This window comes from Bradyrhizobium cytisi, assembly GCF_008123515.1.
GTDB lineage: Bacteria > Pseudomonadota > Alphaproteobacteria > Rhizobiales > Xanthobacteraceae > Bradyrhizobium > Bradyrhizobium cytisi.
Genome location: NZ_VSSR01000051.1, coordinates 18,330 through 43,851, shown reverse-complemented (window position 1 = coordinate 43,851; position 25,522 = coordinate 18,330). Strand labels below are relative to the sequence as shown.

The following is a 25,522-nucleotide window of genomic DNA, read 5'->3' as shown; positions in this document are numbered from 1 at the left end:
TGGCGGCGCAGCAAAAATCGGCATTGTGAGCCCCATGACCGAGCAAAATGACACCCAACAATCCAAGGCCGGCGCGATCATCGTCCCGGTGACACTGTTCGAGCAGAACTGCACCATCATCTGGGACGAGCCCGGCAAGAAGGCCGTGGTGATCGACCCCGGCGGCGACGTGCCGAAGATCCTTGAGGCGATCAAGCAGATCGGCGTCACCGTCGAGAAAATCTGGCTGACCCATGGCCATATCGACCATGTCGGCGGCGCGGCCGAGCTGCGCGATGCGCTGAGGGTGCCGATCGAGGGCCCGCATGCCGCGGACAAATTTCTGCTCGACAACGTGGTCGAGAGCGGAGCGCGCTTCGGCATGACGGGGGTGCGCAATTTCGAGCCGGACCGCTGGCTCGACGAGGGCGACAACGTATCGATCGGCGGATTGACGTTCGACATTTTGCATTGCCCGGGCCATTCACCCGGCAGCGTGGTGTTCTTCAACGGGAATCTGCGCTTTGCCCATGTCGGCGACGTCCTGTTCGCCGGCTCGGTCGGGCGCACCGACCTGCCCGGCGGCAGTCACGCCACGCTGATCAACTCGATCATGACAAAACTGCTGCCGCTCGGCGACGACGTCGGCTTCATCTGCGGTCACGGCGCCGGCTCGAGCATCGGCCAGGAGCGAATGACCAATCCGTTCATCACCGGCGAGATGTAGGTTTTATTGCTTGCGCATGATCTGATCGGAAAACCGCTTCACACCTGACGTGACGGCAACGCCGATCGAGATGATCGATCACACGGGGTAGATTTGGTCGAGATCGACGCGAGAGCGTCGCCACAAACCCAGCTGTCGTCCCGGACAAGCGTAAGCGCAGATCCGGGACCCATAACCACAGGAAGCCGTGGTTACGGGGACTCGGAGTTGCCACTTCGCGCCCAACTTTGTCCTGTGGTTATGGGTCCCGGATCGGCGCGCGCTTCAGGCGCGCTTGTCCGGGACGACAGTTGGGGTCGGGACTACTTCATCAGGCCGGCAGCGGTCAGCGCGCGCGTGATGATCTGGCCGAGATCGAAGCCGCGGGATTCCTCGCGCTTCGGCTCGGCCTGTTCGTCGGCGACCGCGGCGCGGATCGAGCGGGCGAGATGCGGGGCGGGCGAGCGCGCGGGCGCTGGCTTTGCCTCCGCCGTCTTCCTGGCCGCATCCGGAATCCATCCGGTCAGACCAAAGAACTTCGCGATGTGATAGGACGATGAAATGCCGGCCTCGATCAGGAACGCGCCTTCGACGCCGTAGCGCTGGTCGTTATCGGCGAGCCCCAGCGGGGTGCCGTGGGCCATGCCGGTGATGGCATAGGATTCGACCAGCGTCTCGCCGTCCTTATTCCACCAGGCCTGGCGCGGGTAGCCGTCGACATTGGTCTCGGCCATCGGCGTCATCGGCAGATCGTGCAAATCGAGCCACTGCTTGACGATCTCGTTGGCATTGCCGGGATTGACGGTGCGGTCGGCGCTGCCGTGCCACACCGAAATCTTCGGCCAGGGCCCGCGATGATTGGAAGCCCGCCGCACGAAATCGCCGAGCTCACGCTCGGGCCGCGCCGGGGAATGAAACATGCCGTCCAGCGCCTCGCGCAGATTCGACGCGATGCCGTAGGGAAGGCCTGCGATGATCGCGCCGGCAGAGAACACCTCCGGATAAGTCGCGAGCATCACCGAGGCCATGCCGCCGCCGGCGGACAGGCCGGTGATGAAGACGCGCCTGGGATCGATGCGGTGGGCCTGAACCATATGCGCGATCATCTCGCGGATCGATCGCGCCTCGCCGCTGTCCCGCGCGGTATCTTCGGGATTGAACCAGTTGAAGCAGGTGTTGCCGTTGTTGCTGCGCTGTTGCTCGGGCATCATCAGCGCAAAGCCATAGTGACGTGCGAGCGTCGACCAGCCGGCGCCGAGGTCGTAGCTCGCTGCCGTCTGGCCGCAGCCGTGCAGGACGACGACGAGCGCGCGCGGCTTCTGCAATTGCGCCGGCACGAACGCGAACATGCGAAGACTGCCGGGATTGTCGCCGAAGCCGGTGACTTCCTCCAACGGACTGGAGGCATCGGCGCTCGCGCCAAAGTCGGGCAAGCGCAGACCATCCATCCTTGGCAGATGTCTCAAGAGGTCGACATTACGGGCTAACGACACGGCAAATTCCTGGTGGGCGTCTTTCAACGTTTACCCAGACCAGATAGTTGCTGCAGTGCAAAATGAAAAGACCGTGTGCTGTCGACATCAGGGAAACCACGCGGAATCCCGCAAAAATCCGCAGGAATCCGCACGTATTAACCGCAGTGCCTCAACTTCGTGCAGATGCGCGGCGCATCCACGTCAGGAATGCGGCGCAGATCATGATTAACGCCGCGAACAGCGCGAGTGAGGCGAGAAAACCTGCGCGCGGTGATTGCAACGCCTCGACCGCGAAGAACACTGCGCCGATTGCGGCCACTCCGGCCGCATTTCCGATCTGCGCAATGGTGCCGTACATGCCCGACGCCGCGCCGGCCGCGACGGGTTTGACTGTCGAGAGCACCGCGCCCGAGAGCGGCGCCATCACCAGCCCCTGGCCGTAGCCGAAGACGATCATGATGAGCGCGAGCGCGATCGGTGCCGGCGCGTCGATCAAGCCAGCGAGAGCCGCGAGCGCGGCGAGACCCGCGATCTGCAGTGCGCAGCCTTCGATCAGCACTTTGGTGCCGCGATGCCTTGCGCGCGCGCCGCTGTGGCGCGAGGCCACCACGAAAGCGAGCGCGAGCGGAACGAAGGCAAGGCCGGCGGCGAGCGGCGGAATCTTCAGGCCGCGCTGCATGAACAGCGTCATCACCAGATAGAACGAGAGATTGGCGACGAAGAAAAAGAGGGCCGCACCGAGCCCGCGCAGGAAAGCGGCGTCCGCCAGCAGCGTCAGATCAATCAGCGGCATGCCCGCGCGCGCAACAACGTGCTCGAGCTTGAGGAATCCTGCGAGGATCGCACCGCCGCCCAGCATCACCGCCCACAGCCACGGCGCCCAGCCGACATCGTGACCAAACAGCAGCGGGCCGATCAGGCACAGCAGCCCTGCAAACAGCACCACGCTGCCCTTGATGTCGAGGCTGGTGCCGGCCCGACGCGGCGCCGACGGCATGATGCGCCATGCGGCCGCGGCGATGACGAGGCCGCAGGGCACGTTGACGAAGAACACCGAGCGCCAGCCGGTATGCGCAGGATCGATCGTCACCAGCAGGCCACCGAGCAAAAAGCCCGCGGCGCCGGCAAGCCCGAGCACGATGCCGTAGATGCCGAAGGCGCGGCTGCGTGACTCGTCCGTGAACAGCAGATGCAGCGTCGCCAACACCTGCGGCACCATCAGCGCGGCGGTCGCGCCCTGCGCCAGCCGGGCGACGATCAGTTCCGTGCCGGAAAGCGCCAGCCCGCACCACAGCGAGGTCACGGTGAATCCGAGCACGCCGGCCAGGAAGACGTTCTTCGTGCCATGGATGTCGCCGAGGCGGCCGCCGGTGACGACCAGGGTGGCATAGGCGATCAGATAGATCGCGATGACGGATTCGATCTGTGCCGGCGTCGCATGCAGGTCGACCGCAATGGTGGGAATCGCGACGTTCACGATGAAGGCGTCGACGCCGAACATGAACTGCGCGGCGACGACGATCGCCAGCACCCACCAGCGGCGGGTCGAATCGACAGGCTTCGTGACGGCTTGATGCATTTTCGCGCGAGCTTTCGGGGATTTATCTGCGCCCGATGCTCGCAGATCGGCATCATCCCCGCGATTACCTCAGAGGTAGGACTTCGAGGTGCTCGAACACAGCCGCGGTAGCGACTCAACGCATGCCTGCATTCCGCTGCACGGGACATGGCGCGATTGCGTTCGCGGCATCGCCCACGTAGCCTCACGCCTACCTAACAAACAGAAAATGACAGCCGGAGAGAACGCCATGGCGCGCCTGAAATTCGGAGCCTTTCTTGCCCCGCATCACCCGATCGGCGAGCATCCGATGCTTCAGTTCCGGCGCGATCTCGACCTGGTCGAGCAGCTCGACGCGCTCGGCTATGACGAGTTCTGGTGCGGCGAGCATCACTCCTCCGGCTGGGAGATGATCGCCTCGCCCGAGATGTTTCTGGCCGCGGCCGGCGAACGCACCAAGCGGATCAAGCTCGGCACCGGCGTGGTGTCGCTGCCCTATCACCATCCCTTCAACGTGGCCCAGCGCATGGTGCAGCTCGACCACATGACCGGCGGCCGCGCCATCTTCGGCTCCGGCCCCGGCGCGCTGGCGTCGGACGCGCACACGCTCGGCATCGACCCGATGACGCAGCGCGACCGCCAGGACGAGGCGATCGCCGTGATCCGCCGGCTGTTCAACGGCGAGCGCGTCACCGCGAAGAGCGACTGGTTCACCATGAACGACGCCGCGCTGCAGATCCTGCCGCTGCAGGAGGAGATGCCGTTCGTGGTGGCCTCTCAGATCTCGCCGTCGGGCATGACGCTCGCCGGCAAATACGGCATCGGCATCATCTCGCTGGGCTCGATGACGACGCAGGGCCTGATGTCGCTGCAGCAGCAGTGGCAGTTCGCCGAGGACGCCGCCAGGAAGCACGGCACCACGGTCAACCGCGCCGACTGGCGCGTGCTCCTCACCTTCCACATCGCCGAAACCCGTGAGCAGGCGCGCAAGGAAGCGGGAGCCGGCCTGATGCGCTGGCACAACGAGTACAATGTCGGCACGCTGCAGCGGCCGGGCCTCACCGCGTTCGCCTCGCCCGACGAGGCCGTGGACAAGACCGCCTTCGTCGAAGGCGCGGCGTCCACCATCGGCACCCCCGACGATCTCGTCAAAACCATCAAGAACGTGATGGAAGTGTCCGGCGGCGTCGGCGCCATCATCGGCTTCGTGCACGACTGGGCCAATCCGGACGCCACGCGCCGGAGCTGGGATATGGTGGCGCGCTATGTCGTGCCGGAGATCAACGGCTACATCGACGGCCTGCGCAGGTCGCAAAAATTCGTGATCGAGAACCGCGCGATCTTCGAGCGCGCCGGTCAGGCCGTGATGGCCAAGATCATGCAGAACGAGAAAGCCGCCGAGGCGCTGAAGGTGACCGGTCCCGGTCGCGTTGCCATTCCCGCCGTCAACGCGCCGGATCTGCAGAAGGAAGCGGCCAAGCGGTAGCTTTCGGCGTTACGCGCGCAACGACGTTCACAAGCAGGACATCCCGGCCTGTGCTATGCTGACCTGGTCAGCTCGGCGCGGGCCGTATGATTGCCGCGGTCGCGCGATTCCTGTCGGTCAACCGGAGCATTCGTCATGTCGATGCAGAATGTGGCCTCGCCTGCACTTGGGTACACCGCACCCAGGCGCAACGAGCTGACGCATATCCCCGGCGACGAAGGCTGGCCGATCGTCGGCATGACCTTCAAGGTGCTCGCCGACCCCAAGGGACATATCGAGCGGAACGGCGCCAAATACGGGCTCGTCTATCGCACCCACATTTTCGGCGAAACCAACATCGTGCTGCTCGGCCCGGAAGCGAACGAGCTGGTGCTGTTCGACCAGCAAAAGCTGTTTTCGTCGACCCATGGCTGGAGCAAGGTGCTCGGCCTGTTGTTTCCGCGCGGATTGATGCTGCTGGATTTCGACGAGCACCGGCTGCATCGCAAAGCGCTCTCGGTCGCCTTCAAGTCCGGGCCGATGAAGTCCTATCTCAGCGATCTCGACCGCGGCATTTCGGCACGGGTGGCGCAGTGGAAGGCAAATCCGGGCGAGATCCAGCTTTATCCGGCGATGAAGCAGCTCACGCTGGATCTGGCCGCGACGTCCTTTCTCGGCGCCGGCATCGGGCCCGAGGTCGACGAGATCAACCGCGCCTTCGTCGATATGGTCGCCGCTGCGGTCGCCCCGATCCGCCGTCCCCTGCCCGGCACGCAGATGGCGGCCGGCGTGAGGGGGCGCAAACGTATCATCGCCTATTTCCGCGAGCAGATCCCGCTGCGCCGCGGCAATCACGGCGGCGACGATCTGTTCTCGCAGCTCTGCCGCGCCACCCATGAGGACGGCGCGCTCTTGTCCGACCAGGACGTCATCGACCACATGAGCTTCCTGATGATGGCGGCGCACGACACGCTGACATCCTCGCTGACGTCCTTTATCGGCGAGCTCGCTGCCAATCCGGACTGGCAGAGCAGGCTGCGCGCGGAAGTTCTCGCGCTCGGGCTCTCTCCGGGGGCGCCGAGCAGCTTCGATGATCTCGAAAAGATGCCGTTGACGGAGATGGCCTTCAAGGAAGCGCTGCGGATCAAGCCGCCGGTGCCCTCGATGCCGCGCCGCGCGATGCGCGATTTCACCTTCAAGGGCTACACCATCCCCGCCGGCACCGCGGTCGGCGTCAATCCGCTCTTTACGCACCATATGAAGGACATCTGGCCGGAGCCGGATCGGTTCGATCCCCTCCGCTTCACCGAGGAAGCCCAGCGCAACCGTCACCGCTTCGCCTGGGTGCCGTTCGGCGGCGGCGCACATATGTGCCTGGGCCTGCACTTCGCCTACATGCAGGCGAAATGCTTTGCCCGGCACTTCCTGCAGAACATCGAGGTGTCGCTGGAGCCCGGCTACAAGCCGGACTGGCAGATGTGGCCGATCCCGAAGCCAAAGGATGGGTTAAGGGTACGGGTGAAGGCGGTTTAGCCACGGCCGTCGTTGCGAGCGAAGCGAAGCGATCCAGAATCTTTCCGCAAAGGGATTCTGGATTGCTTCGTCGCATCAGCGCAAAATTGCTACGCAATTTTGTCGCGAGCTCCTCGCAATGACGGAAACCCGGCCTCGTAGGGTGGGCAAAGCGTAAGCGTGCCCGCCATACCTCCCCACATTTGAACATCGATGGTGGGCACGGCGCGCGAAGAGAGCGCCTTTGCCCACCCTGCGAAGCGCCTGCATCTGCACTTCGACGGTCACATCCGTCTGGCACAAACGCAGGAAGCGCCGAGCTGCTTCGCCAGCGCCTCGCCTTCCGGTATACGGCGGCCCGCGATCACAATTTTGGCACCTTCGGCAACGAAGACTTCCGCGGTACGCAATCCGATCCCGCTCGTCGCACCCGTGATCACCGCAACCTTGCCGTCGAGCCTGCCCATGGAATGTCCCTGTTTTCGAATGATTTGAAGCCAAATGGCGGACACCGATCGATGACGTCACGACGACAATCGGCGCCGCAACAATCACTATTCCTGCCGGCTCCCGACAAGCCAAGCTTTGCTTGCGCATGCGAGATGCGTAACATCATGCCCCGTCTCTCGATTTTCGGACTTCTATCGCAACCGGGCTGCGCATGGGGAAGCTGATCGCCGAATTCCGCAAGGGCTGGCAAGGCGTGGCACCGCCGTCGCTCGGCCTGAGCATTGCGTTCGCGGTGGCCTGCCTGCTGGTTGCGACCTTGGCACGCTGGGGCCTCGCGCATGTCCGACCCGACGTCTACTTCACCCCGTACTTTCCGGCCGTGTTCTTTGCCGCCGCCTTCGGAGGCATTCGGATCGGCGTGGTGACGGCGCTGGTCGGCGGCGTGCTCGGCGTCGTCGTGAATTTCGGCGATGCGTTTGCCGATCGCGCGCGGTTCGCCCTGCTGACACTCTATTGGGGCGTCTCCGCGCTGACCATCTGGGGCGTCGAGCACTATCGCACGATGCTGGCGGAGCAGCGCCGGATCTCCAGGCGCCTGATCGAGGAGGAGGACTATCGCAAGATCCTGGTCGACGAGCTCCAGCACCGGCTGAAGAACAAGCTGTCGACGGTGCACGCCGTGCTGCACCAGGTGCTGCACGACCAGCCGCAGGTCTGGGCCCGGATCGACCCGCGGCTGCGGTCGCTAGCCGCGACCGACGACCTGATCTCGCGGATCGACAAGGCCGGCTGCGACATCCGCGACCTCCTGATTTCCGAGCTCGGCCCTTACGGCCACGTCCGCTTCACGCTCAACGGCGACCGGCTGTTCCTGGCGCCGAAGCTTGCGGTGACGCTGTCACTGATGTTTCACGAACTCGCCACCAACGCCGGAAAATACGGCGCGTTCTCCTCACCACGCGGATTGCTGCAGGTGTCATGGACCGTCAGTGACGATCGCCTGACCGTCACGTGGGACGAAACCGGGGGTCCAAGCATCGACAAAATCTCGGAGCCCGGCTTCGGCACCAACCTCTTGAAGTCAGCGCTCTCCGCCTTCGACGGCAAGACCGAGGTCTCGTACTTGAAGACCGGGCTGCATTGCATCATGCAATGTCGCATTCCCAAGAACGAGTGATGAGGATCACCTCTCCCTACGGCAGAGGTGTCGACGACGGCTTGCATCTGTCCAAACGAAAGAGAACAGCGCGAGACCCTCGCGCTTTCGCAAGCGCCATTGACCTTCTGTTAATGACGATCGGCGGCGCACCTCGCAACGCCACAGGTTTCTCCCAAAACACCCCAGTATTTCTGCGGACCCCTTAACCAAACCTAAGAGGGAACTGCGCATGATCGCGTCCATTGCAAACGCGCGCTGAAACAACAAGATTCATGACTTCTATGAACGACAATGCATATAACGGCGCGAGTGAAGCCGAACTCGGATTTCTCAAGGAAATCGTTAGAATGCTGCCTGCCGGCCTGACCGTGCAGGACGCGCAAGGCAAGCTTCTCCTGGTTAACGATGTCGCGGCCGCCCAGCTCGGCATGGACGGCAGTCGTCCGTCGCCTGATCTCGCACAGCGCCGCGCGGCCTGCGAGCGCGCACTGAGGGCCGGGCAGCCGGTCACCTCCGAAGAAGCGCTCCAGGACGGCGCCGCGCGCCAGGTGCTGCTGACCACCCATCGGCCGGTCCAGCTCGCCGGCCGCGAGCTCTTGATCTCGTCCTCCGCCGACATCACCGAGCAGAAGAATTTCGAGGACCAGCTGTTTCGCTCGGCCTATTTCGACGAGCTGACCGGCCTGCCCTCGCGCCGCGTGATCGAGCATCGTGCCAACAGCCTGCTCGCGCAGGATCGCGCCGGTGAGCGCTTCGCCCTGGCCTTCCTCGACGTCGACAATTTCAAGCACATCAACGACTATTACGGTCACGCCGTTGGCGACGCGCTGCTGGTCGAGCTGTCGAAGCGGCTCGGCCGCGACTTGCGCGAATCCGACGTGCTGTCGCGCATCTCGGGCGACGAATTCCTGCTGCTGCTCTCGCCGATCCAGAGCCAGGACGAAGTCGCCGAATTCCTGAACGCGACATTGGAGCGCCTGACCGCGCCGTTCTTTATCGACAATTCGGAAGTGTTCGTCTCCACCTCCGTCGGCGTCAGCCTCCATCCCGATCATGGCCGCAGCTTCGAAACCCTGCGCCAGAACGCGGACATCGCGATGTACCGCATCAAGAACAACGGCAAGGGATCCGCCGCCTTCTTCGATGCCGGCATGGAGCGCGAGGCCCTGGCGCGGATGAAGATCGAGCAGTCGCTGCGGCTCGCCATTCTCGAAAAGCGCTTCTGCTGCGCGTTCCAGTCCAAGGTCGACATCCGCACGCAAGCGGTGATGGGTATCGAGGCCCTGGTGCGCCTGCGCGACGACGAGGGCGTGATCCAGGCGCCGGGCTCATTCATTAATCTGGCGACCGAGCTCGGGCTGATCGACGAGCTGACTCATCTCGTGCTGGCCGAGATCGTCAAGTCGATCGACCTGATCAACGACATGTTTGGCGCGGAAGCGACCATCAGCATCAACGTCGCCGCCAAGCAGGCCGGTAATCCCGAGTTCATGCGCACCTTCGCGCAGGCGCTGGACGACACCGGTTTTCCCCAACGCTTCATGATCGAGGTGACCGAAGACGCCTTCGTCGCCAAGAGTCATTTCCAGTCCGAAATCCTGCCGATGTTCCGCAAGCTTGGGGTCGGCATCTCCATCGACGATTTCGGCACCGGCTATTCATCGCTGTCGGCGCTGGCCGACATCACCGCCGACGAGATCAAGATCGACCGCTCCTTCATCACCGACATCCATAAGCGCCCGCGCAGCCAGGGCATTCTGCGCGCGATCGAGTCCTTAAGCGAAGCGCTCGGCATGACGGTGATCGCCGAAGGCCTCGAATCCTACGAGGAGCTCGCCTATCTCCAGGCCGCGACCAAGATCCGCTATGCGCAGGGCTATTATTTCGCCCGCCCGATCTTCCTGGAGGAGCTGAAGCTCGCCACGCCCGCCTCGAGCGAGTCCCGCGCCAGCGTCTCCGCCCGCCCGATGCAGCAGAACCGCCAGGGCTATTCGCGGGCGGGCGGGTACCGGCGGTAAGCCTCGCGCCTTGTGCCGCACAAGCCCATCGCAGGCTCCGCCGGAAGGTGGAATTGCAATGTTTGCACATGTGTGCAAATCGCTGTGATCAAGGAAGTTCATTCAGGGAGGACCACCGTGCGTCGATCGCTCATTCTTACAGCAGCCATCATGGGCTTGGCCGTGGCCACCTCCGCACGCGCGGACGACCTCAAGGTCGCGCTGATCTACGGCAAGACCGGCCCACTGGAAGCCTATGCCAAGCAGACCGAGACCGGCCTGCAAATGGGCTTCGAATACGCCACCAAGGGCACCATGATGATCGACGGCCGCAAGATCGTCATCATCACCAAGGATGACCAGGGCAAGCCCGACCTTTCCAAGGCCGCGCTCGCGGAAGCGTACCAGGACGACAAGGCAGACATCGCGATCGGCACGACCTCGTCGGCGGCCGCGCTCGCCATTCTCCCCGTCGCCGAAGAGAACAAGAAGATTTTGATCGTCGAGCCGGCGGTCGCGGACCAGATTACCGGCGAGAAGTGGAATCGCTATATCTTCCGCACGGGGCGCAATTCGTCGCAGGACGCGATCTCGAACGCGGTCGCGATCGGCAAGCAGGGCGTCACCGTTGCCACGCTGGCGCAGGACAACGCCTTCGGCCGCGACGGCGTCGCCGCCTTCAGGGCAGCGCTGGCCAAGACCGGCGCGACACTCGCGACCGAGGAATATGCACCGGCCAACACGACCGACTTCACCGCCATCGCGCAGCGTCTGTTCGACGCGCTGAAGGACAAGCCGGGCCGCAAGATCATCTGGATCATCTGGGCAGGCGCCGGCAATCCGCCCTCCAAACTCCAGGACATGGATCCGAAGCGTTACGGCATCGAGCTCTCGACCGGTGGCAACATCCTGCCGGCGCTTGCGGCCTACAAGGGCATGCCGGGCATGGAAGGCGCGACCTATTACTACTACGACATCCCGAAGAACCCGGTAAACGACTGGCTCGTCGCCGAGCACCAGAAGCGCTTCAACGCGCCGCCGGACTTCTTCACCGCGGGCGGCTTTGCCGCCGCGATGTCCGTCGTCGCAGCCGTCACCAGGGCGAAGTCGACCGACACCGAGAAGCTGATCACCGCGATGGAAGGCCTGGAGTTCGACACGCCGAAAGGCAAGATGGTGTTCCGCAAGGAAGACCATCAGGCGCTACAGAGCATGTATCACTTCAAGGTCAAGGTCGATCCGAACGTCGCCTGGGCCGTGCTCGAGCCGGTGCGCGAGCTGAAGATCGAGGACATGGACGTTCCCGTTAAGAACAAGCGGTAGGTGCTTCTTCACCTCTCCCGCTTGCGGGAGAGGCCGCGAGAGGGCTCTCTCCTCTTGGGGGTTCTCTTGGGGGTTCTCGTCTGCGGTGACACCCTCTCCCCAACCCTCCCCCGCAAGCGGGGGAGGGGGCGCAGCGTGATCGCGGATATATTTTCATTTCATCATTCGCCGGGCTCCCATGACGCTCACCCTCGAGACCCGCGACCTCACCATCCGCTTCGGCGGCCATGTCGCAGTCAACGACGTCACCTGCACGTTCCGCCCGGGCGAGCTCACCGCCATCGTGGGGCCGAACGGCGCCGGCAAGACCACTTATTTCAACCTGATCTCGGGCCAGCTGCGTGCGTCCAGCGGCAGCATCCTGTTCGACGGCTTCGACATCACAGAGCATTCCGCGCCGCTGCGGACCCGTGCGGGTCTCGGACGCGCATTCCAGCTCACCAATCTATTCCCGAACTTGTCAGTGGAAGAGAACGTCCGCCTCGCGGTGCAGGCGGCCAGCGGCACCCATTACGACATGCTGCGGCCCTGGATGGTCCGCCGCGATTTGATCGCGCGCGCCGATGCCATCCTCGACCAGGTCGCGCTCGGCAATCGCCGCGGCGTCACCGCAACCGCGCTGTCGCATGGCGACCAGCGCAAGCTCGAGGTCGCGCTGATGATTGCGCTGGAGCCGAAGGTGTTCATGTTCGACGAGCCGACGGCCGGCATGAGCATCGACGAGGTCCCGGTCGTGCTGAACCTCATTGCACACCTCAAGCAGGACAAGAGCAAGATCATCCTGCTGGTCGAGCACAAGATGGACGTGGTGCGCTCGCTCGCCGACCGCATCATCGTGCTGCATAACGGCCAGCTCGTCGCCGACGGCCCGCCAGCCGAGGTGATCGCCTCGCCGATCGTGCAGGAGGCCTATCTCGGCGTCGCCCCCGGGAAAGCTACCGAGGGTGCGGCATGACCGATCTCTTGAAGCTCTCCGGCGTTCACACCCATATCGGCCGCTATCACATTCTCCAGGGCATCGACCTCGCCGTGCCGCAGGGAGAGGTCACGATGCTGCTCGGCCGCAACGGCGCCGGCAAGACCACCACGCTGCGCACCATCATGGGTCTGTGGCAGGCCTCCAGCGGCGAGATCAGCCTCGCCGGCGAGCGTATCGAAAGCCGCGCCACGCCTGACATCGCCCGGCTCGGCGTCGGCTATGTGCCCGAGAGCATGGCGGTGTTCTCCGACCTCACCGTGAAAGAAAATCTCGTCCTCGCCGCCCGCGACGGGCCGATGGACGACACCCAGCTCGAGTGGATCTTTGGCTTCTTCCCGGCGCTGCGAAGGTTCTGGTTGTCGCGCGCCGGCAGCCTCTCGGGCGGGCAGAAGCAGATGCTGTCGATCGCACGTGCGATCGTCGAGCCGCGCAAGCTCCTGCTGATCGATGAGCCGACCAAGGGGCTGGCGCCCGCCATCGTCATGGCGCTGATCGAGTGCCTGAAGGAGATCAAGCGCCAGGGCGCGACCATTCTCCTCGTCGAGCAGAACTTCTTTGCCGCCCGCGAGCTCGGCGACAACGTGCTGGTGATGGACAACGGCACCATCGTCCACCGCGGCGAGATGGCTGCGTTGGCCTCTGACGTGCCGCTGCAGGAGCGGCTGCTCGGCCTGAGCCTGGAGGCGCATCAGTGACTGAACTCGCTGTAACCGATCCGCTGCCCAAGCCGAAGCGCGATATCGCGCCGATCCTGCTGCCCGTCGCGCTCGCGCTGGTCACGATCCCCCTGATCGGCTCGCCCTCAACCTGGCTGACGCTGACCGCGGCGAGCCTTGCCATGGGCATGATGATCTTCATCATGGCCTCGGGGTTGACGCTGGTGTTCGGCCTGATGGACGTGCTGAATTTCGGCCACGGCGCCTTCATCGCTGTCGGCGCCTACATTGCAACGTTGGTGTTCGCGCCGTTCGCAGCCTCCGTGCAGGCGGACTCGCTCTGGGTCAACCTTGCAGTGCTGGCGCCGGCAGCGCTGCTGTCGATGGCGGTATCAGGCGCGCTCGGCCTGGTCGTCGAGCGCGTGCTGATTCTTCCAGTGTACGGCCAGCATCTGAAGCAGATCCTGATGACGACGGGCGGTCTCATTGTTGCAGAACAGACGCTCTATGCGCTGTGGGGTCCGCAGATCATCCCGATGCCGCTGCCGGCCTCGCTGCGCGGCTCCTTCATCCTCGGTGACGTCGCGATTGCCAAATACCGCGTGCTGGCGACGCTGATCGGGCTTGCCGTCTTCGTCGCGATCCAGCTCGTGCTCAATCGTACCAAGCTTGGCCTGCTGATCCGCGCCGGCGTCGAGAACCGCGAGATGGTCGAGGCGCTCGGTTACCGCATCCGCCGGCTATTCCTCGGCGTGTTCATGACGGGCTCGGCGCTGGCCGGCCTCGGCGGCGTGATGTGGGCGCTCTATCGCGAGCAGGTCCACGCCTCCATGAGCGATGAGCTCACCGTCCTGATTTTCGTCGTCGTCATCATCGGCGGACTCGGCTCGATCGGCGGCTGCTTCATCGGCGCGATCCTGGTGGCGATGGTCGCCAATTACGGCGGCTTCCTGGTGCCAAAACTTGCCCTCGTCTCCAACATCCTGCTGATGGTTGCCATTCTGATGTGGCGGCCGCGCGGCCTCTATGCGGTGACCAGCCGATGATGATCCTGTCGGGCGATCCGCCGCGGAGCCGCGCGCTCACGCTTGTTCTCGTCGTCATCATCCTGGCGCTGGCGGCAACGCCGTTCCTGTTCCCCGGTGCGAAAGCGCTGAACGTCGCAGCCAAGATCTGCGTGTTCGCCGCGCTGGTGGCGTCCTACGACCTCCTGCTCGGCTATACCGGCTCGGTGTCGTTCGCCCACACGATGTTCTATGGCATCGGCAGCTACGCGATCGCCATCGCGCTATATGGCATGGGTCCGAACTGGGCCGCCGTCGCCACCGGTATCGTTGTCGGCCTGCCGCTGGCCGCGCTGCTCGCCCTCGCCATCGGGCTGTTCTCGCTGCGGGTCGCCGCGATCTTCTTTGCCATGATCACGCTCGCCGTCGCCTCCGCCTTCCAGGTGCTGGCCTCGCAGCTGTCCTGGCTCACCGGCGGCGAGGACGGACGCAGCTTCCAGCTGCCGGAGCTGCTCCGCCCCGGCACGGTGCTGGTCTCCAAAAGCCTGTTCGGCTTCGAGATCAACGGCCGCATCCTGACCTTCTACCTGGTGTTCGCAGTCTCGGCCCTGATGATCCTCGCGCTGCTGCGCGTGGTGAACTCGCCGTTCGGGCGCGTGCTCCAGGCGATCCGCGAGAACCGTTTTCGCGCCGAGGCGCTCGGCTTCCGCACCGTGTTCCATCTCACTTATGCCAACTGCCTTGCGGCCCTGGTCGCCGCCGGCGCCGGCGTCCTGAACGCGCTGTGGCTGCGCTATGCGGGGCCGGACACCTCGCTGAGCTTCTCCATTATGCTCGACATTCTCTTGATGGTGGTGATCGGCGGCATGGGCACGATCTACGGCGCGATCATCGGTGCCACCATCTTCATCCTCGCGCAGAACTATCTGCAATCGCTGATGGGTGTCGCCTCCAAGGCGGCGTCTGAGGCCGGTCTGCCGTTGCTGCCGGGCCTGCTGCATCCGGATCGCTGGCTGCTCTGGCTCGGTCTGCTGTTCATTGCCAGCGTCTATTTCTTCCCGACCGGCGTGGTCGGGCGACTGCGCAATGGCGGCGGCGACAAGAGCGCGGACGCCTCGCATTAAGCTTCGATTAACGATACAGCGCAGCGCGCCGTGGGGGCCACCTACAACCGTGGCGCGACGTCACGCGATTCCCGTGTCGGTGGATATCCGTATTAATCCGCAACCGGTTTAAGCCATGGGTAACCGGCTTTCCTAAGCATTGCGCCATCTGTCCGTAGTATTTCTCTTCCCCCAGGGGAGTGGGATGCGCCGGGTTTTTCGACAGATGGCAGCTGCGATGTTTCTGGCCGCGAAGAGCGGCTGGGACGCTGCCATGCGGCGCGGACCCGTGCTGTGGCTGACTCTCTCGGGCGCGTTGTTGGTCGCCGGCATCTTCGCGGTGACCGCGATGGCCGTCGGCGAGTTTCGGGAGAAGACGCTTACCAACCGCGAGCGCGAGCTGGAAAACACCGTGCAGCTGATCGCACGGCATTTCGACCAGCAGTTTGAAGATTCCGACGTCGTCGCGGCCGACGTGATCGGGCAAATGCGCCTGCCGGAGATCACATCGCCGCAAATGTTCCGCGAGCGCATGTCGGGGCCTGAGGCCCACCGGATGCTCAGGGGCAAGATCGGCGCGGTCTCCTATCTCGGCGACATCGCGATCTATGATGCCGACGGCGAGCTGATCAGCTGGTCGCGAGCCCAGCCGCTCCCCAAGATCAACGTGTCTTCGCGCGCCTACTTCCAGACCTTCAAATCGAATCCGATGTCGGAGCCGGTGCTGCTGGAATCGGTGCGCAGCTTCCTGATCGGCAAATGGACCACGATCGTGGCGCGCCGGCTCGCTCTGCCGGACGGCACTTTCGTCGGCGCGCTGGTCCGGCGGATCGATCCCGACAGCTATCAACGTTATTTCGCCTCGGTCGCGCTCGCCGACGGCGCCGCCATCGCGCTGTTCGACCGCGAAGGCGTGATGCTGGCGCGCTACCCGCATGTCGAATCGATGATCGGGACCAGCTACAAGAGCGCGCCGCTGATGCAGAAGGTGCTGACCCGCAGCGGTCAGCACACGCTTCGCGTCAAGAGCCCGGTCGACGGCGAGGAGAAGCTCGGTTCGGCTGCGTCGCTGACGCATTTCCCGCTGGTCATCGTGGCCACCAATACCATGTCGTCCGCGCTGGCCGACTGGCGGCAGCAGACCGGCTTCATGGTCACCACCGCGACGCTTTCGGCGGCCGTGATCGCGCTGATCCTCTTCATGATCGTCCGCCAGATCAACCGGCAGAACCGTGAGGCCCAGCAGCGGCTGGAGGCGGAGCGACTGCGGCTCGACACCGCCCTCAACAATATGTCCCAAGGGCTGATCCTCTACGACGCCGCCGGATACATCGTCACCTGCAATCGCCGCTATGCCGACATGTTCGGCCTTTCCCACGAGATCATCAAGCCGGGCTGTCACATCACCGAAGCGATGTCCCATCGCAAGGAGCGCAACGCGTTCAGCGGCGACGTCGATGCGTTTTGCGCCGAGGTCATCAGGGACGTCGCCGAAGGCAAGGTCGCCACGAAAACGCATCAATTGCCCAACGGCCGCGCCTTCCAGGTCATCAATACACCGCTGGCGCAGGGCGGATGGGTCGCCACGATCGAGGAGATCACCGAGCGGCTCAACCTGGAGCAGGAGCGCGACCGCAACTACACGTTCCTCCGCGAGATTATCGATCACATCCCGTCGCAGATCACGGTGAAGGACGCGCGGACACGGCAATATCTGCTGATCAACCGCACCGCCGCAGAGCAATTCGGCCAGTCGCGCGAAGCCATCGTCGGCAAGACCCCCTTCGACATCTACCCGGATGAGACCGCCAGGGTCGTCACCGAGTACGACAGCAAGGCGCTGCAGACGACCGAGGGATTGTCCAAGGACGAACATGCCTGGACAAGCCAGACCATGGGTCTGCGCTACATCACCTCGACCCGGATCGGCATCCGCGACTCCTCCGGCGAGCCGCGCTACCTCATCAACGTCGTCGAGGATGTCACCGAGCGGCGGCGCGCCCATGACAAGATCGCGCATATGGCGCATTACGACGCGCTGACCGACCTGCCGAACCGCACGCTATTCCGCGAGCAGATCGAGCGCGAGCTGGAGAAGGCCGCCGGCGGCGAACAGTTCGCGCTGCTCTATATCGACGTCGACGAGTTCAAAGGCATCAACGATTCACTCGGCCATCATGTCGGCGACGAGCTGTTGAAGGCGATCGCCGGGCGCATCCGCGCCTGCCTCAAGCCGGGCGATCTGATCGCGCGGCTCGGCGGCGACGAGTTTGCCGTGATCCAGACCGGGATCGAATCGTCCGCCGACGTGCTGTCGTTCGTGACGCGGATCCATGAAGCAATCCGCCGCCCCTATCACTGCTTCGGCCACCAGCTCTCCACCGACGCCAGCATCGGCATCGCGCTGGCGCCGCAGGACGGCGCCGATCTCGACCAGCTCATCAAGAACGCCGACCTCGCAATGTACGGCGCCAAGGCGGAAGGGCGGCGCACCTACCGCTTCTTCGTGCCGGAGATGGATGCGAGCGCCAAGGCCCGCCTTACCCTGGAGCAGGATCTGCGCCAGGCGTTGATCGACGGCGGCTTCGAGATCCATTACCAGCCGCTGGTCAATCTGGACTCGGGCGAGGTTTCCGGCTGCGAGGCGCTGCTGCGCTGGCGCCATCCCGAGCGCGGCATGGTCTCGCCGGCAGAATTCATTCCGATCGCCGAGGATACCGGCCTGATCAACGAGATCGGCGACTGGGTGCTGCGCACGGCCTGCAACGAGGCCGCGACCTGGCCCGCCCATGTGCGCGTCGCGGTCAACGTCTCGCCGGTGCAGCTCAAATGCGACACGCTGGCGCTGCGGATCGCGGGGGCGCTCGCCGCCTCCGGGCTCGAGCCGCGGCGGCTCGAGCTCGAGATCACCGAGGCCGTGCTGATCCGCGACGACGAGGCAGCGCTCTCGATCCTGCACCAGCTTCGCTCGATCGGCGTGCGCATCGCGCTCGACGATTTCGATACCGGCTATTCCTCGCTGAGCTATCTGAAGCGCTTCCCGTTCGACAAGATCAAGATCGACCGCTGCTTCGTGGCCGACATCGCCGACGCCGTCGGGTCACCCGTGATCGTGCAGGCAGTGGTGAACATCGCCTCCGCCAGCAACATGACCACGGTCGCCGAAGGCGTCGAGACCGAGGCCCAGCGCGAGATGCTGCGCGCGCTCGGCTGCACGGAGATGCAGGGCTATCTGTTCAGCAGGCCGAAGCCGGCGGCCGAAGTGCGCGAACTGTTCGGCCCGGGCGACGCCATGCCCGTGGCGGCGGCGGCCTGAGATGGCGAAGTCACCCAAGACCGTCGACGTGGCGGATTCCTACGCGGTCCGGCTGATGCAGCACCTGGTGGTGCCGACCTTCGTGATCGATCCGAAGCGCCGTGTCGTGATCTGGAACAGGGCGTGCGAGCGGCTGACCGGCGTTGCCGCCTCCGAGGTGATCGGCACCACGAAGCACTGGCAGGCCTTCTACGAGACCAAGCGCCCCTGCCTCGCCGATCTGGTCGCGCTCGACCGGCCCGAACAGCTGCCGGAGTTCTACTCGGAATATGCCGCGCGCGGCCACAACGGACTCGGCTTCAGCGCCGAGAACTGGTGCGTGATGCCGAAGCTCGGCAGCCAGCTCTACCTCGCAATCGACGCCGGCCCCATCCATGACGAGGCCGGCAACCTGATTGCCGTGGTGGAGACGCTGCGCGACCTCACCGACCAGAAGCGCGCGGAGATGGCGCTAAAGGAGCTCGCCACCAAGGATGGCCTGACCGGGCTGTCGAACCGCCGCTCGTTCGATCAGGTGCTGATGACCGAATGGGAACGCGCGCAGCGGACGCAGAAGCCGTTGGCGCTGCTGTTCGTCGACGTCGATCATTTCAAGCTGTTCAACGACGAGCACGGCCACCAGTCCGGCGACGAATGCCTGCGCGAAGTCGCGCGCGTCGTCAGCCGCCACGCGGTGCGCCCGCTCGACCTCGCCAGCCGCTATGGCGGCGAGGAATTCGCATTGATCCTGCCCGACATGAGTAGCGACGATGCCTGCGCCATCGCCGAGGAGATCCGCGGTGCCGTCATGGCGTTGCGGATCGCCCATGGCGCCGATGGGGCCGGCAACCACGTCACCCTCAGTGTCGGCGTCGCCAGTCACATCCCCGGCGAGGCCGACGGCGCCCCCGACCGGCTGCTGGGGGCGGCCGACCAGGCGCTCTATGCCGCCAAGCGGCTCGGCCGCAACCGTGTCGTCTGCTCCGAGCGGATCCTGGCCGAATTCGCAGGCCTCGGCCGGGACAATGTGCCGGTCAGCGGTCCGGTTCCTGGCCTCGCCCCGCGCAAATCGGCCTGAAGCGCGGCGATTGCGAAAACAACCCCATGCACAGTAGACGGCCGCTGTTAAATCAATGGCTTATCATGAGCGAGAAGCCATCCGACGGTAGCCCGGCTGGAACGCAGCGAAATCGGGGATTTCCCCCCGCGCCGATAGACTACCTGGAATACGCGTCGCTCGATCCGGGCCCCGAACTTCGGAAAATCCGTTGACGCGTCGGGCAAAACACCGGCATGATGGCATCATCGCGATCCAAGGGACCGGTTGCCCACCCCTCGCCAATCGGCTACATGAGGCCTCGCTGCACCCGTAGCTCAGCTGGATAGAGCGTTGCCCTCCGAAGGCAAAGGTCACACGTTCGAATCGTGTCGGGTGCGCCATTTCCGCACCATTGCGATGCCGCCAATCATCGGCGCGATTGCTGCGCGTCCTGTGGCTTACGGAATCCTTGCCACAACGTCAGGCCGGTTTTGCTCGAGCCAAGCCACGGCGTCGGGTCCATCGACGACGCACTCGAAGGTTTCCCAGGTTGGATCCTCCAGGGATTCCGGCTGCAGTCGCTTCGCCGCATACTCAACGAGGTCGTGCAAGCGTTCATATCCTCGTCGGCGCTCGAGGGAATCCGCAATCGCTGTGCTGACCCATCCTCGTTGGGCCAAATCGATAATGCTCGGAGCGTCAGCCTCGCTGAACCAGGGTGTGGCATCGAACTCGATGCAGCGGACATTATCGGCGGTATGGCAAGTAGCATGGATCATTGGATTCCTCCGTTCGCCGGCTGACAATTGGGCATGATCTTTCCGGAAAACCGCTGCGCACTTTTCCGGATCATGCTCGATGTTTCACATCGCTGCCTCGCATGCCCTCAGGCTTTGACCAAATCCCCGAGCAAGTTCGCCGCCACCGTCAGCTTGGCGAGCGTCAGGCCGCTGGCAGCAATCTCCTCGACCGAGCGGCGGATGCGCGTCGCTCCGGGGTGAGCCGCGAGCCAGATCTCGACAGCCTGCTGGCCGGACTGGCCGGTTGCCAGCATGTCCGCGGCCAGTCTTCTTTCGGCGCTGGCGATCTGCTCAACGGCGCGATCGATGGCGATACGTTCGAAATAATCGTTGGCAGGCACGTTGCGCGCGGCCGCGATGATGCGGTCGAGACGGAAATCGGCTTCCGCAGCGTAAAAGGTCGCGGCGGCATCGCCGATCGGGCGGCTGGTGCGCTCAGCAACCGTCACGATATCGGGTGCCGAGACCAGCGCGTCGAGATCGGCGAGCTCGCCGGCAAGGCCGGACGGAACACCGGCGTCCGTCAGCTCCTGCCGCCGCTTGGTGCGCACGGCCTGCAAGTCCGGCGGCAGGGTGGTGTCGAGTGAGGCGGAGATCTCGCGGAGGGCAGGGGCGAACCGGGCAATCATCGCGTTCAGGCCATCCTTGAAATCGCCGTTGCGCACGTACCAGACCATGCGGGAGAGCAGGAGCTCCTGGATCGCCGCGTAGAGGCTGAGCTGCAGCTGCCCGTCGATACGTGTGTCAAGCGCGTCGATCGCGTCATTGAGCCGCCTGAGCTCGTAGATCGCGTCCACCGCGACCTGCGCCATGACGATGGTCGAGATATCGGCGTCGGTCTCGTCGGTCAGGCGCACGATGCAGGCCGGGCCCCCGCGGTTGATCACGGCATTGACGAGACTGGTTGCGATGATCTCGCGTCGGAGGCGATGGAGCTCGACCGCGGTCGGGAACTTGTCGGGAAGCTCGCGCGGAAAGTAAAGGGACAGTCTGCGGGCGAGATAAGGATCGTCCGGCACGCTGGTGAGAAGCAGGTCGTCGTAGAGCGTCAGCTTGGCGTAGGCGAGCAATACGGCGAGCTCTGGCCTTGTCAGGGCTTGGCCGCGCCGTGCTCGCTCGGCGAGCGCTGCGTCATCAGGAAGGAACTCCACCGTGCGACTGAGCAGGCCGCGCTGCTCGAGCGACTGCATCAGGCGGGCGAGGAAGCCCGTCTCGGCGACGCCCTTGCGCTCGGCGAGCGAGAGCGCCAGCGTCTGCAGATAGTTGTTGCGCAGCACCAGCGCGCCGACCTCGTCGGTCATCGCAGCAAGCAGGCTGTTGCGGTCAGCGGGGCCGAGGCGTCCCTCGCGCTCGAGGCGCGCGAGCGCGATCTTGATATTGACCTCGACGTCGGACGTGTTCACGCCGGCCGAATTGTCGATGGCGTCGGTGTTGAGCTTGACGCCTTTTTGCGCCGCTTCGATGCGGCCGCGCTGGGTGACGCCGAGATTGGCGCCTTCGCCGATCACCCGGGCACGCACGTCGCCGCCAGTGATGCGGATCGGATCGTTGGCGCGGTCGCCGGCCTGATCGTCGCTTTCCGCCGCCGCGCGGATATAGGTGCCGATGCCGCCAAACCACAAGAGGTCCACGCGCGCCTTCAGGATCGCCGTCATCACCTCGAAAGGCGTGGCTTGCGGCTTGTCGAGATCGAGCAGGGTGCGCACTTCCGGCGCGAGCGGGATCGCCTTGAGCTGGCGCGAGAACACGCCGCCGCCTTGCGAGATCAGCGACTTGTCGTAGTCCTGCCAGCTCGACCGTGGCAGGTCGAACAGGCGCTTCCGCTCGGCGAGGCTGATCGTGGGATCCGGCGAGGGATCGATGAAGATGTCGCGGTGATCGAAGGCGGCCACAAGCTTTGTCGCCGGCGAGAGCAGCATGCCGTTGCCGAACACGTCGCCGGACATGTCGCCGACGCCGACCACGGTGAACGGCATGGTCTGGATGTCGGTGCCGAGCTCGCGGAAGTGGCGCTTGACCGCCTCCCAGGCGCCGCGCGCCGTGATCCCCATCTTCTTGTGGTCGTAGCCCTGGCTGCCGCCGGAGGCGAAGGCGTCGCCGAGCCAATGGTGCTTCTCGGCGGAGATCGTGTTGGCGATGTCGGAGAAAGTGGCGGTGCCCTTGTCGGCGGCGACGACGAGATAGGGGTCGTCGCCGTCATGCCGCACGGTCGAATCGGGTGGCACGACGATGTCGCCGTCGAGATTGTCGGTGAGTTCGAGCAGCGAGCGAACAAAGATGCGATAGGCTTCGGTGCCTTCCGCCATAAAGTGGTCGCGATTGGACGGCGACGGTAGGCGCTTGGGCACGAAGCCGCCTTTGGCGCCGACTGGTACGATCACGGCATTCTTGACCTGCTGCGCCTTCACGAGGCCCAGGATCTCGGTACGGAAATCCTGCGGCCGATCGGACCAGCGCAGGCCACCGCGCGCAACCTTGCCGAAGCGCAGGTGAATGCCTTCGAGACGAGGTGAATAGACGAAGATCTCGTAGAGAGGTCGTGGAGTTGGCAGGTCGTCGATTCGGCGCGCATCGAACTTGAAGGAGATCACCGGACGCGGATGTCCATCCTCGCCGATCTGCCACAGATTGGTGCGGATGGTCGCCTGCACCAGATTGGTGAAACGGCGCAGGATGCGGTCTTCGTCGAGCGAGGCAACGGATTTAAGCTGCTCCTCGATCTCGGCAAGCAGGGCCGTCTCGCCTGCCGAGCGCTCGGAATCAGTAACGGCGAGACGCGGATCGAGGCGGGTCTGGAACAGCGCGACGAGGCTGGCCGTGATCGCGGCGTTCTTGCGCAAGGTCTCCCACATATAATCCTGGGTGAAGGGAGCGCGGATCTGGTGCAAGTAGCGCGACAGCGCCCGGATGGTCGAGACTTCCCGCCAGCCCAGGGCCGTGCGCAGGATCAAGGCATTATACCCGTCGGATTCGGCGCGATCCGTGACCACCGCCATGATCGAGGCTTCCAGACGATGGCTGAATTCCGGACTGGTGTCGATCGGCCGGCCGTCGCTGGTCTCGATCGTCATATCGTGCAGCCAGACCGGCTCGGGTCTGTTACCGGGCACGATCTGATAAGTGCGTTCGTTGACCACGCGCAGGCCATGATTTTCGATCACCGGCACGCGATAGGACAGCGATAGCGGTGCGGCGTCGGAGAACACCTTCAGGGCAAAGCGCCTGGGATCGTCCTCGCCCTTGTCGCGGTGAACCGAAATCGTCACCGGGCGGGCCGGGGTCAGCCTTTCGATGGTCGCGATATCGGCGATCGCCTGCTCCGCAGTGAAAGCCTCGGTATAGCCGCCGCTAAAGGACTTGGCATAGCGGTTGGCGAGCATGCGCGCCCGCATGCCGTCGGTCGACGCGGCGAGCGCGGCCTTCAGCTTGTCGGCCCAGGTCGCGGCAATAGCGCTGATCCCGGCTTCGAGCGTGGCGCGCTCGACGACTGGCGTTTTGCCTTCATAGCGCCCGATGATGAAGTGGACGCGCGCAAGCGCGCCTTCAGGGAATGATACGTAGGAAGCTGACAGGGTCCCCTTGTAGACCTGCGACAGGAAGGTTCCGACGCGCGTGCGGACGTCGCTATCGTATTTGTCGCGCGGAATGAAGGTGAGGATGGATACGAAGCGATCGAACTTGTCTACCCGCGCCAGCGCCCGGACGCGCGGGCGCTCGTAGAGGAGCAGGACCTCGATGACGAAATTGTAGAGCGTGTCGACGTCGATCTGGAATAGCTCGTCACGCGGATAATCTTCGAGGATATGCATGAGCGCCTTGCCCGAATGGCCGTTCGGGTCGAAGCCGGCGCGCTGCAGCACCCGCGAAACCTTGTGGCGCACATAAGGGATCTGCCGCACCGAGCGGGTATAGGCGCCTGAGGTAAACAGGCCGACGACGCGCAATTCGCCCTCGAGCCGGCCGTCGGGCGCATAGAGCTTGATGCCCACATAATCCATCCGGATGCGGCGATGGACGCGGCTAGAGACATTGGCCTTGAAGACGGTCAGCAGGGTCGGTTCGCGCATGAACTGGCGAATTTCCGATGTCATCACCACCATTTCGTTGCCGCGGCGCAGGACCTTCACGTCCGGATCGCGCAAGATGCCGAGGCCTTCGCCGGTCGTAATGTCGTCCGACCCATCGCTGTCCGGCGAGAAGCGATATTCGCGCACGCCGAGGAAGGTGAAATTGTCCGCGCAGAGCCATTGCAGGAACTGGTTGGCTTCGGCGACCTCGTCGATCGGCAGCGGCGGAGGATTGGAAGAGAAAGTCTTGATCGCTTCCTCGACGCGGTCACGCATGACCCGCCAGTCGGCGACGCAGGCGCGGACGTCGTTCAACGTTCTGGTGAGGCCATCGACCAGCTTCTGGCGATCGGCATCCGCGTCCAGGCGGGTGATGTGGAGGTGAATCAGGCTTTCGCGCGCGCCCTTTACTCCCTCGGGCAGTGCTTCGCCGTAGAAGCGGAGCAGCTTGCCCTCGTCATCGCGCTCCACGGCGATGATCGGGTGAGCGACGAGGGTGACTTCGATGCCCTGCTCGGCGAGCTCCGCCATCGTGGAATCGAACAGGAAGGGCATGTTGTCGTTGAGAATCTCCAGCACGGAAATCTCGCGCCCATTCGGCAACGTCGGATTGGCAACGCGGATATCGGCGCTGCCGGCCGTGCGTCGCTGCACGTGCTCCCAGGCGTGCTCCGCCAGAAGGGCAAGCGAGGCGGCATCGTAATGGGCGAGATCCTCGATATTGCTGTAGCCGAACAAGGGCTCGGCAAAGGCCCGGGGGCTCTTGCCCGGCGGCACGCTGCCCGCTGCATCGCGGATCAGGGTTGCCCGGGCCCTGTCGTCACGCCACGCCATCATGTCCTCCATTTGCCGCGCCGTCCGACCGCAGTCGCGGTCATCAGCCTGATTCTGGAGTGCACTCTTCGAGCGCCGCGATCGAGTGCGTACGTGAAATCTTCGGTCTCGAAGCTTCAAC

Annotated in this window: 16 protein-coding genes, 1 tRNA gene and 1 pseudogene; 13 read left to right on the top strand and 5 right to left on the bottom strand. The window is 64.4% G+C overall.

The window, feature by feature from the left end; genetic code table 11:
• Nucleotides 1-34: 34 nt before the first annotated feature.
• Nucleotides 35-706, top strand: coding sequence for an MBL fold metallo-hydrolase (locus FXB38_RS28745; protein WP_148754295.1), 672 nt, complete (start codon nucleotides 35-37; stop codon nucleotides 704-706).
• A gap of 302 nt (nucleotides 707-1,008) precedes the next feature.
• On the opposite strand, the gene FXB38_RS28740 is transcribed toward FXB38_RS28745, so the two are convergent.
• A complete protein-coding gene (locus FXB38_RS28740; RefSeq protein ID WP_148754294.1) occupies nucleotides 1,009-2,178 on the bottom strand; it encodes an extracellular catalytic domain type 1 short-chain-length polyhydroxyalkanoate depolymerase in 1,170 nt (389 codons plus the stop codon).
• Between the two features lie 151 nt (nucleotides 2,179-2,329).
• Entirely contained in the window at nucleotides 2,330-3,739 is a 1,410-nt protein-coding gene (locus FXB38_RS28735) for an MFS transporter (RefSeq protein ID WP_148754293.1), read from the bottom strand.
• Between the two features lie 229 nt (nucleotides 3,740-3,968).
• Between FXB38_RS28735 and FXB38_RS28730 the strand changes: the two genes are divergently transcribed.
• Both FXB38_RS28730 and FXB38_RS28725 read left to right on the top strand, forming a co-directional pair.
• Nucleotides 3,969-5,204, top strand: a complete 1,236-nt coding sequence (locus tag FXB38_RS28730; protein ID WP_148754292.1) for an LLM class flavin-dependent oxidoreductase — start codon at nucleotides 3,969-3,971, stop codon at nucleotides 5,202-5,204.
• A gap of 135 nt (nucleotides 5,205-5,339) precedes the next feature.
• Nucleotides 5,340-6,716 carry a cytochrome P450 gene (locus tag FXB38_RS28725; RefSeq protein ID WP_148754291.1) on the top strand — a complete coding sequence of 459 codons (1,377 nt, stop codon included), beginning with the start codon at nucleotides 5,340-5,342 and terminating at the stop codon, nucleotides 6,714-6,716.
• Nucleotides 6,717-6,953: 237 nt separating this feature from the next.
• Here the strand turns inward: FXB38_RS28725 and FXB38_RS44670 are convergent.
• Nucleotides 6,954-7,162: pseudogene (locus tag FXB38_RS44670) on the bottom strand (SDR family NAD(P)-dependent oxidoreductase); the annotation flags it as partial.
• 194 nt (nucleotides 7,163-7,356) lie between these two features.
• Here FXB38_RS44670 and FXB38_RS28715 point away from each other — a divergent pair.
• From FXB38_RS28715 to FXB38_RS28665, 10 genes are all read left to right on the top strand, one after another.
• A complete protein-coding gene (locus tag FXB38_RS28715; protein WP_148754290.1) occupies nucleotides 7,357-8,322 on the top strand; it encodes a sensor histidine kinase in 966 nt (321 codons plus the stop codon).
• Between the two features lie 263 nt (nucleotides 8,323-8,585).
• Nucleotides 8,586-10,322 carry a putative bifunctional diguanylate cyclase/phosphodiesterase gene (locus FXB38_RS28710; RefSeq protein WP_187435205.1) on the top strand — a complete coding sequence of 579 codons (1,737 nt, stop codon included), beginning with the start codon at nucleotides 8,586-8,588 and terminating at the stop codon, nucleotides 10,320-10,322.
• 117 nt (nucleotides 10,323-10,439) lie between these two features.
• The gene (locus FXB38_RS28705; protein ID WP_148754288.1) at nucleotides 10,440-11,624 is read left to right on the top strand and encodes a substrate-binding domain-containing protein; all 1,185 of its coding nucleotides are present in this window, start codon (nucleotides 10,440-10,442) and stop codon (nucleotides 11,622-11,624) included.
• A gap of 178 nt (nucleotides 11,625-11,802) precedes the next feature.
• Nucleotides 11,803-12,579: an ABC transporter ATP-binding protein gene (locus FXB38_RS28695; protein ID WP_148754287.1), complete on the top strand. Its 777-nt coding sequence runs from the start codon at nucleotides 11,803-11,805 to the stop codon at nucleotides 12,577-12,579.
• On the top strand, nucleotides 12,576-13,298 hold the full coding sequence (locus tag FXB38_RS28690) for an ABC transporter ATP-binding protein (protein ID WP_148754286.1): 723 nt from the start codon (nucleotides 12,576-12,578) through the stop codon (nucleotides 13,296-13,298). Before FXB38_RS28695 ends, FXB38_RS28690 begins: the two co-directional genes overlap by 4 nt.
• Nucleotides 13,295-14,305 (top strand): branched-chain amino acid ABC transporter permease, encoded by a 1,011-nt coding sequence (locus tag FXB38_RS28685; protein WP_148754285.1) that lies wholly within the window; start codon nucleotides 13,295-13,297, stop codon nucleotides 14,303-14,305. Before FXB38_RS28690 ends, FXB38_RS28685 begins: the two co-directional genes overlap by 4 nt.
• Complete coding sequence (locus tag FXB38_RS28680; RefSeq protein WP_187435204.1) at nucleotides 14,302-15,387, top strand: branched-chain amino acid ABC transporter permease; 1,086 nt, start codon at nucleotides 14,302-14,304, stop codon at nucleotides 15,385-15,387. Before FXB38_RS28685 ends, FXB38_RS28680 begins: the two co-directional genes overlap by 4 nt.
• A 217-nt stretch (nucleotides 15,388-15,604) precedes the next feature.
• On the top strand, nucleotides 15,605-18,682 hold the full coding sequence (locus tag FXB38_RS28675) for a bifunctional diguanylate cyclase/phosphodiesterase (protein WP_430640193.1): 3,078 nt from the start codon (nucleotides 15,605-15,607) through the stop codon (nucleotides 18,680-18,682).
• A gap of 1 nt (nucleotide 18,683) precedes the next feature.
• On the top strand, nucleotides 18,684-19,739 hold the full coding sequence (locus tag FXB38_RS28670) for a sensor domain-containing diguanylate cyclase (RefSeq protein ID WP_148754282.1): 1,056 nt from the start codon (nucleotides 18,684-18,686) through the stop codon (nucleotides 19,737-19,739).
• A gap of 285 nt (nucleotides 19,740-20,024) precedes the next feature.
• Nucleotides 20,025-20,101, top strand: a tRNA-Arg gene (locus FXB38_RS28665).
• 57 nt (nucleotides 20,102-20,158) lie between these two features.
• Here the strand turns inward: FXB38_RS28665 and FXB38_RS28660 are convergent.
• Nucleotides 20,159-20,479, bottom strand: a complete 321-nt coding sequence (locus FXB38_RS28660; RefSeq protein ID WP_148754281.1) for a hypothetical protein — start codon at nucleotides 20,477-20,479, stop codon at nucleotides 20,159-20,161.
• A 107-nt stretch (nucleotides 20,480-20,586) separates the two neighbouring features.
• Nucleotides 20,587-25,413 carry an NAD-glutamate dehydrogenase gene (locus FXB38_RS28655; RefSeq protein WP_148754280.1) on the bottom strand — a complete coding sequence of 1,609 codons (4,827 nt, stop codon included), beginning with the start codon at nucleotides 25,411-25,413 and terminating at the stop codon, nucleotides 20,587-20,589.
• Nucleotides 25,414-25,522: the final 109 nt, after the last annotated feature.

Bases quoted from the DNA above. Each gene is read 5' to 3' on its own strand.
- FXB38_RS28745 (WP_148754295.1), top strand. From the start codon at position 35: ATGACCGAGCAAAATGACACCCAACAATCCAAGGCCGGCGCGATCATC.
- FXB38_RS28735 (WP_148754293.1), bottom strand. From the start codon at position 3,739: ATGCATCAAGCCGTCACGAAGCCTGTCGATTCGACCCGCCGCTGGTGG.
- FXB38_RS28730 (WP_148754292.1), top strand. From the start codon at position 3,969: ATGGCGCGCCTGAAATTCGGAGCCTTTCTTGCCCCGCATCACCCGATC.
- FXB38_RS28725 (WP_148754291.1), top strand. From the start codon at position 5,340: ATGTCGATGCAGAATGTGGCCTCGCCTGCACTTGGGTACACCGCACCC.
- FXB38_RS28715 (WP_148754290.1), top strand. From the start codon at position 7,357: ATGGGGAAGCTGATCGCCGAATTCCGCAAGGGCTGGCAAGGCGTGGCA.
- FXB38_RS28710 (WP_187435205.1), top strand. From the start codon at position 8,586: ATGAACGACAATGCATATAACGGCGCGAGTGAAGCCGAACTCGGATTT.
- FXB38_RS28695 (WP_148754287.1), top strand. From the start codon at position 11,803: ATGACGCTCACCCTCGAGACCCGCGACCTCACCATCCGCTTCGGCGGC.
- FXB38_RS28690 (WP_148754286.1), top strand. From the start codon at position 12,576: ATGACCGATCTCTTGAAGCTCTCCGGCGTTCACACCCATATCGGCCGC.
- FXB38_RS28680 (WP_187435204.1), top strand. From the start codon at position 14,302: ATGATGATCCTGTCGGGCGATCCGCCGCGGAGCCGCGCGCTCACGCTT.
- FXB38_RS28675 (WP_430640193.1), top strand. From the start codon at position 15,605: ATGTTTCTGGCCGCGAAGAGCGGCTGGGACGCTGCCATGCGGCGCGGA.
- FXB38_RS28670 (WP_148754282.1), top strand. From the start codon at position 18,684: ATGGCGAAGTCACCCAAGACCGTCGACGTGGCGGATTCCTACGCGGTC.
- FXB38_RS28660 (WP_148754281.1), bottom strand. From the start codon at position 20,479: ATGATCCATGCTACTTGCCATACCGCCGATAATGTCCGCTGCATCGAG.
- FXB38_RS28655 (WP_148754280.1), bottom strand. From the start codon at position 25,413: ATGGAGGACATGATGGCGTGGCGTGACGACAGGGCCCGGGCAACCCTG.